This window comes from Bacillus sp. PS108, assembly GCF_037963335.1.
GTDB lineage: Bacteria > Bacillota > Bacilli > Bacillales > Bacillaceae > Bacillus > Bacillus subtilis.
Genome location: NZ_CP150155.1, coordinates 735,867 through 747,578, shown reverse-complemented (window position 1 = coordinate 747,578; position 11,712 = coordinate 735,867). Strand labels below are relative to the sequence as shown.

Sequence of the window (11,712 nt, the reverse complement as noted above, 5' to 3'; positions counted from 1 at the left end):
TCTAAAACAATCCTTCCTGATCAAACTTTTTCGCAATGTAATTGGCGCCAAAAATCAAGATAATCCCGACAACTGATTTAAACAAACCGACCGCCGTGCTGTAGCTATACGCCCCTTGGGTAATCCCCATCATATACACATACGTGTCGAAGATGTCAGCCACACTGCGGTTGAGTGAGTTCGTCATCAAATACACCTGTTCAAAGCCAAGATTCAAAAAGCTGCCGATTCTTAAAATCAACAAAACGATAATGGTGCTTCTGATCGCCGGCAGCGTAATATGCCACATTCTCCTGAACCGCCCCGCTCCGTCCATGATGGCCGCTTCATACTGCTCTTGATCAACCGTAGCAAGCGCTGCCAAAAATAGAATCGTTCCCCAGCCTGTTTCCTTCCAAATGCTTTGCATCACAATCATCGGCCGGAACCAGTCTGCATCCGACAAGAAAGAAATCTGCTCACCTGTCAGGCTCATGATCATTTTGTTGATCACACCTGTATCGACAGTAAAGAAAACGAAGGTGATGCTGACAACAATTGTCCATGATACAAAATGGGGTACGTAAATAAAGGTTTGGATACATCTTTTATACGCGGCCTTTCTTACCTCATTCAAAAGCAGGGCTAAAATGAGAGGCGCGGGAAAGGCAAACAAAAGATCCAGGCTCGCCAGCATGAGGGTGTTGCGCAGCAGCCGGAAAAAATCCGGATTCATAAAAAAGTCTTTGAAATAATCAAAACCGACCCATTCGCTTTTCCAGAAGCCAAGATATGGCGAATAGTCTTTAAAAGCGATCAGCACGCCCCACATCGGCAAGTATTTAAAAATCAAAAAATAAAGCAGACCGGGAATAAGAAGAAGATAAAGCCATTTGTCCCGTTTGAGCGCAGCCATCCAGCTGATGCCTTTTCCAGCGGTGAGAACAGGTGAATCTCCCTTCTTCGGCACTGTTTCCATATCTGTTCTCCTTTCGTGATACCGGGGCGCCCGCCGAAAGGCAGGCGCATCGGTTTATTTTGACGATTGGTACAATTTGTTCAAGTCCTTCATCAGGTCATTGCCGCCGCTTTTTTTCCAAAGCTCCACTGCATCAGCGAACCCTTTTTCATCAATTTCTCCAATGATAAATTGTGTTCTCGCGTCGAGGATGATGTTGTCAAGCTGGGCTCCTTTTTGGGTATAGACATCAGATACAAGCGACTCAGCTGGGTTAAAGACGGCTATTTTTTCTCCTTCGGTTATGATGTCCTTGCGATGCTGGAAGAGCTTGGTTTTCTGGTCTTCGATGTAATACTCGCTTTTCGGAATCGACATGCTGAACTGTGCCAAGCCTTCATGCTCATACAGAAGAGATTTGTTATTTTTTTCAAGTGAGGTGAATACGCCGTCCTTGAGCTCGTAATTACGGCCCTTCACTCCGTTGTTCGTGAGAATCTGCGCTTCCTTATCATTCATCTTATCGAGGAAGGACAGCACCTCTTTCAGCTCTTTTTCGGTTTTGACGCTTGATTTTGGTATCGCGATCATGCCTGAATAACCAGATGTCGGGAAGGTGCGCTTGCCATTCGGTCCCTCAAGCGAGCCGACGATATCAATGATATCCTTGTTCGACTCATCCGCCTCCTCCATCGCGCTTTGGATTTGAGACGCTCTTGAGCCTGTATCAACGATGACACCCGCTTTTCCTTTTACAACCGGATCATTCCACTTCGCAGAATCCATGACAGCAAAGTCCTTATTGATCAATCCCTCATCATAGAGCTTTTTAAAAAACGTGAGCGCATCCATGTATTCCTTCGTTGTAAAATCCGGAATCAGCTTTCCGTTTTCAACACCGTAGCGGTTCGGAGCGCCGAACCAGATTTGCAGAACATCCCATGGGCTTCCGTTGCCGAGTCCCATCCATTTCGGCACGACCATGCCGTACGTATCATCCTTGCCGTTTCCGTCAGGATCTTTTTCCTTAAAGGCTTTCAGCACTTCATAGAAATCATCAAGCGTTTCCGGCATATCCAGACCGACATTTTTCAGCCAGTCGGTTCTGATGATCATACACGCCCTGATCAGATCCCTCGTTCTATAGATTCCGTACACCTCGCCGTTCACCGAGCTGTTCTTCAAAATCTTTTCATCTGCCTGGCTTAAATTCTTGTAGTCTTTTAAATAAGGAGACAGCTCCCAAAACGCCCCTGCTTTGACAGACTTGATAAAGCCGGCTGACTTATCTTTAATGACAATCGCGTGAGGCATCTCTCCTGAAGCCATGACGATGTTGAATTTGTCGTTGTAGGATGAATCAGGCACCCATGTGACCTTAATCTCTTTGCCTGTGTATTTTTCGAGCGCTTTTAATGAAGGGCTTTTATCACTCGGGCTTTCCGGCGATAAGAGCGGCGCCATAATTTTGATCGTATCTTTCGAACCGCTTGCTGAATTGGATGTTTCCGAATGGCTGCATCCGGCGATCATCATGGCAGCAAGCGGCAAGGCCATCCATTTTTTTCGCATTCTTATTTTCATGTTGCGTAAGTCCCCCTTTTTTCAATTTGCATTTCCCCTTTGCCCCTCTCAATATAAAGCGCTTACATAAATTCTTGCAATCTTCATTTTTTGCACCATTTCTCCTATGAAATTCCGGCTGTTATCCTTTTTTGCCCGATGTTTCTTTTTTTGCCGGAAGGGAATCTCCGATCAGTTCCAGCGCCGCTATGACATTTAAACACCATTGAGAGACAGTGTTCGTTGTCACCCATGGAAGCTCCTCTAGCTGCGTCCATGTCTCGATGCGCTCCGGTTTGATCGGAAGCGGCGTATGGCTGAGCTTATCTTCTAGCAAAAGATTCCACGCTTTGGCGGCGAGATGAGGATCTTGTTTTTTTCTCGCGGCGTAGGCTGTCATACCGGCGGCGAACATCGGCCAGTGAAAATGCCCGTCATGAAGAGCGCCTCCGCTTTTTTTCCGTTTTTCCTCATCACTGAGTGTGTAAAATTCGCCGAATTCACTCAGCATATCCTCCCATTCCCGGTCATCAAGAAGCTCAGCCAGCTCCATCCACACTTGCGGCGCGCCGAAGGCAATGATCATATGATATCCGCCCGCAATGCCGTCTCCCATGTGATGAAGCATCGAGGTCGCCGGATCATATTCAAATGTCGGGCCAGATAATAAGCGGAGCGGCAGCCGCTTCAGACAGTTGATTCCCGTTTCGATTTTTTTGAGATATTCCGGATTTTCGGTCCGCTCCCATTCCGCCAGCCAGTTCGAGCAAAACGCCGCCCAGTCCGGTCCCGTTCTGGCGTGAGTCGGGTGCTTGCCTTTCTCGTAAAAAGCGCGCATCGGATCGGTTTTGACAAGGGCATAATCGGCATCCTTCACTTCTGTCAAAAGATCTCCCGTCCGGTCATCACCCGTCAGATAATAATAGAATTTATGAAGCCCGGCCATGCTGATTCTCGCTTCCTTGCAGCCGCATCCCCAGTGCACAACATTATGCCGTGAGCCAAGCCCGGCATATTCACCGAGGTGAAAGCTGTCCGTTTCACTCGTATGGCGGGTCATGGCTTCTGCCATTCGGAAGATATCCTCTCTGCCTGAGCGGAAAAACGCCTGCCACAGCCATAGGGTCGGAACGAGCTCATTGTTTTGCCATGCGTATCCGCCGAGATCGTACCGCCACATATGCCGGATCGGGTCATACGTATGCATGACATCGCCATAATGCCAAAAACCGTACCATCTGCGTTGCTCTACTTCCTTTTTATAAAACAGAAAGGCCGCATCGAGATGTTCCTCCAGCTCTTTTTTGAGCGGATGGGATGTGTCAATGATGCTCCAAACCCCGAGTGCTTTTGATTCGTAATAAACGTCCGGCTCGCATACAATGAGCGGCGGCGCCTGCCATTTGTCAGCGAGCGCATCGAGAACTTCGTCAGACGGCATGTGCGAAAAGCACGCCAGGCTGATTTCATTTGTGTTCGCAATGCCGGTCGGATCAGAGCGCATTTCATCAAAGCCTTCATACGCGCTGGCCACGTGGGTGTTTCCTGTATAATGCCGCAAATCCATCGCTTCGCCGTCCGGAGGCCAAAGCCAGATAGTCATTTTGGGGCGGCTGCCGGCAAGACCTGTGATTTCCAGTGCTGAAGGATATTTCTCAAAGAAATACCGCAGGCCGAGAGCCACACCGCCATTTTCGCCGCCCGCATAGCAAAGCCCCTTCGCCCGACAGCCATGCAGCATGCCGATCCACGCATAATCTTTTCCGGTCCGTTTTGACAGGCTGTAATGATCGCTTGAATCCTGAACAAGCTTCACATCGTCCCAAACCGCATTCTGTGTGCCATGTGTAAACCATTCCTTATGCTCTTCATCTGGAGACAGCATTTCGCCATTGATTTGTTTTTCATAAAGCGGATATCGTTCATTGAATTTCCGTGTGCCAAACAGCTGGGAAGGTTCTTTGTACATCCCTTTCTCTCCCGCAAACCGGAAATGGCGGTTGTACGGCTCTCCCTCCAAAAAAAGGGCAAATTCGATGCCGAGCCCCTTAATGAATTCTTGTTTACCGCTCCTGTCAATCAGCTGCGTGTGCACAAGGCCGATCTCAGACAGCCCGGCATAAAACGTCAATCGGATGACAAACGGCAGCCATTCTTCATTCGTTTTATGGAGCACATGCACTCCCTCGATTTTGACTACTGCTTTGACAGGACCGCTCTGCTCAATCGCCGCCCGTTTGATAAAGCTGACAGACGTTTCTTGAAAAAGAACCGTTTCCGCCGCTGACTCCTTTCTCGTTTCTCTTATCGCAACGAGCCTCCCGCCTGCGGCGATCGGCTTTCCATTGATCTGCAATGATTGAATGAAATCAGATCCTGTTTTATGAATGGTACAAACGAGTGCTCCTGTATCCACTTGGATATCATGCTCTGTCTCATGAATGCTGAGCGATTCAGTTGGCTGCGGCACTTCTCTTTTGTGCACTGTAAAGCTTTGGTTTTCCTGACCGCCAAACACCGCCGCGTGCTTTGTCCACTTGATGCTCCCGTCCGGCCAATAGGCCGACGGTTCGCTTTGCACATATCGCGTTTCCGCGTTTTCATTCATAAGCGCCAGACGGTCACCCTTTTTTAATTCTCCTTTTTTCCATGGCACGCCCCACGTCACACCGCTTATCACCTTTGGCTGTCCTGATAACCATTTGATCTTTTTCATCGGTCGCTCCCTCCATAGAAAAAAGCTGATTCGATGCAAAGAATCAGCTGGGATTGTCAAATTGAATCACACGGTATTCATGCGGTCCGACCGCCAGCCTCCCCGCCTTTTCCAAGCGGTGCGTCAACAGATCTGTTCCCGCTTCCGGCAGTGTCACACTTCCTCCTTTTCCATCCATATTCACGATGATCCACACAAGGCCGTTATCGCCTTTGCGCGGGGCAACGATCGTGCCGGGCGTAACATCCGACCGGCTGGAAATAACAGCTTCCTCCGCGTAATGCCTAACGAGCGCTTCCAGCATCGCATCCCCTTCTTTCCCGGATGGAAGCGAGCCCAGCATGACAATTTTCCCCTCGCCGTAATTCCGTTCCGTCAGAAATGCATGGCCCGCCCCCGGTCCTGATTCAACCGTGCCAAGGGTGTTTCCGCTCTCTGTGTCAAACACCGCGCTCCATAGTCCGAGCGGCGCCGTGATGCCAAACGCTTTTCCTGCATTCACGTTCTCATTCATCGGAAAGGTAAACAGTGTTTTGATCCCTGACGTTTTCTCAAGTTCGCCAAGTCCGCAATCGGTATGAATGGTATGCTCGCATGTGCGCCCTCCTGTCAGCGGCCCGGTGATCCAGATGCCGCCCGCTTCAGCGAATGCCGAAGCTTTTTTGATAAATTCAGAAGACAAATACGGCACAAATGGCGTAAACAGCAAGCGATAGCCGTCCAGTGGAGCGCCTTCCGGAATAAGATCACGGTGAATCCCCGTGTTGAGAATACGTTCATAAAAATGCGTCACAAGCGAACGATGCCGGAGTCCCCGGTGAGGCTCAGTTTTAATAAATGCTTTTGCTCTGTCAGAGTAAGTCATCGCCGCCTCGGCTTGAACGGGTTCAGTCGATAGAATAACAGGCTCGATTTCCTTTCTTGCCCGCTCAACCGCCAGCACATTTTGGTAGCCAATGGCGGGTTCGCCCCAGGCACTGAGAACCGAACCGTGGGAAATCTCGCTGCCTGAACGCTGCTGTCGCCATAGCCAGTAGCAAAATCCCTGGCTTCCTAAGGCGTAGGACGATACGGCTTCGGCCTGCAAATACCCGTCTACGTGCGGGTAAGCGGAGCTATCAAGCGAGGCGGCATACGACGGACTCGTTTCCAAAATCCAAAACGGGCGCCCCTGTTTCAGATTTCTCCATAAATCACAGTTCAATAAAAAGGCAGAGGCGTTTTCCTGCGAAGCGTACGTGTCATAGGAGGCAAAATCGAGATTCTGAAACATTCGCTCATTGTCCACTTTGAACATGACTGATCCGTTATGCGTGATCGGCGCATCTGAATAGCAGCGGATGATTTTGGCCTGTTCATCCGCAAACGAAGCGATCATCTCCATCGAAAACAGCTGATACATGGTGCTTAGGGAAGCGTGATGCAGAAACGGGGCCGGTCCCGGCTGCGGGACTTGCTCAAACGTCTGATAGGTTTCGCTCCACACATCGGTTCCCCAAGCTTCATTCAAGCGCTCAATCACCCCGTAGCGATTTTTGAGCCAGTCATGCCATAAGCGCAAACATGTCTCACACATGCATTCTGCAACATGGCATTTAAACTCATTGTCTAGCTGCCATCCGATCAGCCCCGGGAGCCGGCCAAACTCCTTGGCGATGGCTGTGGTGATGATGGCGGCTTTTTTTCGGAAATACGGGTTGTTCGTACAGGCATGCTGACGGGAGCCATGCCCCATGATCTCTCTTTTTTCATTGACATGCATGCGTTCGGGCCGGCCGTGTGAGAACCAAATTGGCGGGGTAGGCGTCGGCGTGCACATAATCGTTTCGATCCCGCTTTCATACAGCCGGGCGATGATTTCTTTGAAAAAACCGACGTCAATTTTTCCTTCTTCAGGTTCCATGACAGACCAGGCAAATTCGCCGATCCGCACAACATTTACGCCAACTTCACGCATGATGTCAATGTCCTGCTGAATCGTCTCTTCATCCCATAATTCCGGATAATAGCAAGCACCATGATACAGTTTTCTCATCCCATTTTCACCTTTCTTTGATGATCGATTCTGTCAATGGCAGGCCGAGCTCCTTTATGCCTTTTGCTACAAGTTTCGCCATTTCATTTGCGCCTTTTTTTGTAAAATGCGTGTAATCATTAATCCCTTCTGAAATCATAAAATAGGTGTACACTTTTTCCTCGCCCTTCTCAGTAAAGAAAGCGAGACTTTTCTCCATCAGATCAATGAGCTGGACATTCTCCTCTTCAGCCGTCTGCTTCATGGCAATGCAGTAATCAGGAAAATCGTTCAAAAACACGCCGTTTTCGTAGTGAAAGCGGGCTACGGGGGTGACGAGAAGCGGATGGGCGCCTTTTTCTCGCGCGCCTGCGATATACTGTTTTAAATATTGTTTATAGGTCGTGTAGGGCTCGGTATAGCGCTCCGGCTTATTTTTCGACGCGTCATTATGGCCCATCTGCACGAACAGCCAATCATCCGGCTCGATCACATCAAGGATTGCCTGAAGCCTGCCCTCCTCCACAAATGTTTTCGAGCTTCTTCCCCCGATCGCTCTGTTGATCACTTGAATATGCTCCGGCAGATGCAAGCCGAGAAACTGCCCCCAGCCCCCTTGATTTGTGCTGTCTCCATACGTTTGAACAGTCGAATCGCCGGCAAGATAAATATGATTTGCCATTTTTCATTCCCCCTCGTTTTTTATACAGCTGCTTCTTATCCTTAGCCCTCCTACAGCGGCGACTCCGCTTTGCTGCCCGCTATGTACAGGGCGGGATTCGGCGGTTTTTTCATCCCTGTACCGAGGTAAAAGCTCGTATGCGGCGGCTGGTTGTAGGCGGTATTCTGCCAGGCGATGCCGAGCCTGTAAACCGGATCGTGCATCAGCGTGTAAAAGCGGTGGCGGGTGAGATGTGTCGTTGTATAGATACGGAGCGCGCTGCTGTCTTCCGTTCTCCATATCACTTCTTCCCGCCAGTCTCCGAACAGGTTGGCCTGAAGAACCGGGTTTCCTTTCGTGCCGTTGTTGGACAGCACGCCGGCCGGCTGAAATATCGTCTTCAGACAGCCGTTTTCAGCATCCCATTTTTCAATCTTTGGCCTGCCGATCGTTCCGTCCCAGTCATGATCAAGCAGTTCTCTGACCAAATCACCGTCCCACCAGATGGCGAAATTGGCTGAAGCGGGCGCTTTGTCGCTGATTTTTTCGCCTTTGCTCGTGAAAAGCCCATACGACATGCCATCATTGCCCGGCGGATCAATTCCCCAGACGAGCGACCCTTTGTAGCTTGGGTCAATATGAGCCGCCATGCCCCGGCCAACGTCAGTTCCAGCATGGACGCCCCATAATATCTCACCGGTTCCGGCATCTCGCAGTGACAGTCCGTACGGCTTCGTGGCGTCCTCATGCACCTGGAACACTTCAAGCCCTTTTCGTGACGGGTTCAGATCCCCTACATGCATCGCGTCTCCGTGCCCGAGCCCCGTTGAGTACAGGCCGGTTCCGTCATGATCGACCGCCATTGCGCCGTATATGATTTCATCCTTTCCGTCTCCATCGACATCCGCCACGCTCAAGCTGTGGTTCCCCTGTCCTGCGTATGCTTCATGTCCCGGCTGGTTGGAGTCAAATACCCATCGTTTTTTGAGCCTTCCGTTTCTGAAATCGTATGCCACGAGCACGGTTCTCGTATAGTAGCCGCGCGCCATAACAAGGCTTGGCCGCTCCCCATCCAAATAAGCGATCCCGGCGAGAAAACGGTCCATCCGGTTTCCATATCCGTCTCCCCAATCCTCCAGCTTGCCGCGGGGCGGTTCATATTCCACGGTCGTGAGTGCCTCACCGGTTTCTCCTTTAAACACGGTCAAATATTCCGGACCGGACAAAATTCTGCCCTGTTCGTTTCTAAAATCGGCATGCTCATCACCGATGATATGTCCTTTCCCATCTGTTGTGCCGTCAGCTGTTTTCATGGCGATTTCTGCTTTTCCGTCACCATCCAGGTCATACACCATAAATTGCGTGTAATGAGCGCCCGCCCTGATGTTTCTGCCAAGGTTGATGCGCCACAAAAAGGTGCCGTCCAGTTTATAGGCATCTATGAGCACCTCCCCGGTATACCCGTCATGGGCGTTGTCTTTTGAATTGGACGGGTCCCACTTCAGGATGATTTCATATTCTCCATCCCCGTCCACATCCCCGACGCTGGCATCATTGGCGCTGTAGGTGTACGGCTTTCCGTCCGGCGTGATACCGCCTTCCGGTTTGGCAAGCGGAACCTCCAGTACATTTTCCCGCCAGACGGAAGCTTCTTTGGACAGTTTTTCTTCCCTTCCCTTATTGACGGCCGCCACCTGATAAACAGCGTCAGCCGTTCCGTTTTGATCGAGAAAATTAGTGCTTTCAGCGATTGGATCGCGGGTGATCCGCTTTCCATCTCGATAAAGGTGAAAAGCCGTCGTCTCATGATCCGTGCCGAGAAAACGCCAGCTGACAAACACGCCCTGTTCTGTCTTTACCGCAATCAAACCTCTGGTCAAGTATTCCATTTGCCTCTTTTTTGGTTTCATTTGATGGGAACGGGCTGCGCGCAGCCCGTTCCTTCCCCCTTTCAGTTAAGGCGTATACATATTTGGTTTTGGCTGTTCCGCCATGCCGTCTCCTAAAAAGAAGCTTGTGTGCGGCGGCTGGTTATAGGCGACATTTTGCCAGGCGATGCCAAGCCGGTACACCGAATCGTGCATCAGCGTATACAGCCTGTGCTCAGTCGGAATGGTCGTCGTGTAAATGCGCAGTGCACTGCTGTCCTCCGCTCTCCACATGACTTCCTCCCGCCAGTCACCGAGCAGATCAGCCTGAAGCGTTGGTGTTGCTTTTGTGCCGTTGTTAGCCGCTGCGCCTGATGCAGTCAGCACATTTTTCGATACGCCGTTTTGATAATCCCATTTATCAATTCGGTTGCTGTCCAGCTGTTCCCGGAGCAGATCGCCGTCCCACCAGATGCCGAAGTTGGTCGAGGACGGAACCCCGCTTCCGATTTTGACCCCTTTCGCTGAGTAGAGAGAACCGTTTGCCCACACTTCCTGTCCCGGATAACGCGGGTCAATATCAGCAGCCATTCCCCGGCCTACATCCTTGCCGGCATAAACGCCCCAAAGGATTTTTCCTGTTGCAGCATCCCGGAAAGATAAGCCGTATTTTGCATTTTTGTCCTCATGAACTTGAAATACCTCAAGCCCCGGCCGGCCCGTATCAAGATCTCCTGTATGGAGGGCATCCCCATGGCCTAAGCCGGTCGAGTACATGCCTTTCCCGTCATGATCAACAGCCATTGAGCCGAAAATAATCTCATCTTTTCCATCCCCGTCAACGTCCGCGATGCTCAGGTTGTGATTCCCCTGTCCGGCAAACGCTTCATTTCCTGACTTTGAGGAGTCCAGCGTCCAAAGCTTTGACAGCTTTCCATCCCTGAAGTTATAGGCAACTAGCATGGTTTTAGCGTAATACCCTCTGGTCATGATCAGGCTCGGCCGCTGTCCATCAAGGTAGGCAATGCCGGCGAGAAAACGGTCAACACGGTTGCCGTAGCTGTCTCCCCAATCCGACACATTGCCGCGCGCCGGTTCAAAATTTGCGGTGACAAGCTCTTTCCCGGTTGAACCTTGAAACACAGTGAGATATTCAGGGCCTGAAAGCACACGCCCCTGTTCATTTCTGTAATCTGCATTGGCATCTCCAATTACTTTGCCCGTGCCGTCTTTTGTCCCGTCTGCCGTTTTCATTGCCACTTCCGCTTTTCCGTCACCATCAAGGTCATACACCATAAACTGGGTGTAGTGCGCGCCCGCTCTGATGTTTTTGCCGAGATTGATCCGCCATAACTTTGTGCCGTCCAGTTTATACGCGTCAATCAGCACGTCACCCGTATAGCCATCCTGTGAATTGTCTTTTGAGTTAGACGGGTCCCATTTCAGGATCAGCTCGTATTGCCCGTCACCATCCACATCGCCAACACTTGCGTCATTAGCGCTGTACGTGTAAGCTTCACCCTTTGGCGTCGTGCCGCCAGCCGGTTTATCCAGCGGGACGGAATGATACGGCTGCGCCCATACGGAGGCTTTTTCAGAAGACGGCTGTTCGGCACCGTTTACAACAGCCCGAACCGTATACGTTGAGCCCGCCGATCCGTTTTTATCCACATAGTTCGTGGTTTTGACAGGCGCAGCATTCAGTTTTTGCCCGTCTCTGTACACATTGAACAAAACAGATGCGTTTTCGGTTCCAAGAAACCGCCAGCTGACAAAAATGCCCCCGTCCGTCTTGACCGCTACAAGCCCCCGGTTCAGCGCTTCCATCTGCCGCGCTGCCCCTTCAGCTTTCACAGGACATACAGAGGCTCCCATCACCAACAAGACCAGCAACATAACAGCGGTAAACATGCGTTTCCTTTGTGTAATCATCAGACAGCTCCTTCTCATTCA

7 protein-coding genes are annotated in these 11,712 nt (G+C 50.6%); all 7 read right to left on the bottom strand.

The features are described from left to right. Position 1: 1 nt before the first annotated feature. Positions 2–958 carry a sugar ABC transporter permease gene (locus NSQ16_RS03810; protein ID WP_015482931.1) on the bottom strand — a complete coding sequence of 319 codons (957 nt, stop codon included), beginning with the start codon at positions 956–958 and terminating at the stop codon, positions 2–4. A 54-nt stretch (positions 959–1,012) separates the two neighbouring features. Next, positions 1,013–2,521: an extracellular solute-binding protein gene (locus tag NSQ16_RS03805; RefSeq protein ID WP_080529044.1), complete on the bottom strand. Its 1,509-nt coding sequence runs from the start codon at positions 2,519–2,521 to the stop codon at positions 1,013–1,015. A 121-nt stretch (positions 2,522–2,642) separates the two neighbouring features. Beyond that, positions 2,643–5,216 (bottom strand): hypothetical protein, encoded by a 2,574-nt coding sequence (locus NSQ16_RS03800; protein ID WP_327838021.1) that lies wholly within the window; start codon positions 5,214–5,216, stop codon positions 2,643–2,645. 43 nt (positions 5,217–5,259) lie between these two features. Beyond that, a complete protein-coding gene (gene yesZ, locus NSQ16_RS03795; RefSeq protein WP_327838023.1) occupies positions 5,260–7,251 on the bottom strand; it encodes a beta-galactosidase YesZ in 1,992 nt (663 codons plus the stop codon). 7 nt (positions 7,252–7,258) lie between these two features. Further along, positions 7,259–7,912, bottom strand: a complete 654-nt coding sequence (locus NSQ16_RS03790; RefSeq protein ID WP_327838024.1) for a rhamnogalacturonan acetylesterase — start codon at positions 7,910–7,912, stop codon at positions 7,259–7,261. Between the two features lie 50 nt (positions 7,913–7,962). Further along, positions 7,963–9,801: a rhamnogalacturonan exolyase gene (gene rhgX, locus NSQ16_RS03785; protein WP_327838025.1), complete on the bottom strand. Its 1,839-nt coding sequence runs from the start codon at positions 9,799–9,801 to the stop codon at positions 7,963–7,965. A gap of 45 nt (positions 9,802–9,846) precedes the next feature. After that, positions 9,847–11,709: a rhamnogalacturonan lyase gene (rhgW, locus tag NSQ16_RS03780; RefSeq protein WP_327838027.1), complete on the bottom strand. Its 1,863-nt coding sequence runs from the start codon at positions 11,707–11,709 to the stop codon at positions 9,847–9,849. Positions 11,710–11,712: the final 3 nt, after the last annotated feature.

Excerpts from the sequence above, each read along its gene's own strand:
- NSQ16_RS03790 (WP_327838024.1), bottom strand. The coding sequence starts at position 7,912 with ATGGCAAATCATATTTATCTTGCCGGCGATTCGACTGTTCAAACGTAT.
- yesZ (WP_327838023.1), bottom strand. The coding sequence starts at position 7,251 with ATGAGAAAACTGTATCATGGTGCTTGCTATTATCCGGAATTATGGGAT.
- NSQ16_RS03810 (WP_015482931.1), bottom strand. The coding sequence starts at position 958 with ATGGAAACAGTGCCGAAGAAGGGAGATTCACCTGTTCTCACCGCTGGA.
- NSQ16_RS03805 (WP_080529044.1), bottom strand. The coding sequence starts at position 2,521 with ATGAAAATAAGAATGCGAAAAAAATGGATGGCCTTGCCGCTTGCTGCC.
- NSQ16_RS03800 (WP_327838021.1), bottom strand. The coding sequence starts at position 5,216 with ATGAAAAAGATCAAATGGTTATCAGGACAGCCAAAGGTGATAAGCGGT.
- rhgX (WP_327838025.1), bottom strand. The coding sequence starts at position 9,801 with ATGAAACCAAAAAAGAGGCAAATGGAATACTTGACCAGAGGTTTGATT.
- rhgW (WP_327838027.1), bottom strand. The coding sequence starts at position 11,709 with ATGAGAAGGAGCTGTCTGATGATTACACAAAGGAAACGCATGTTTACC.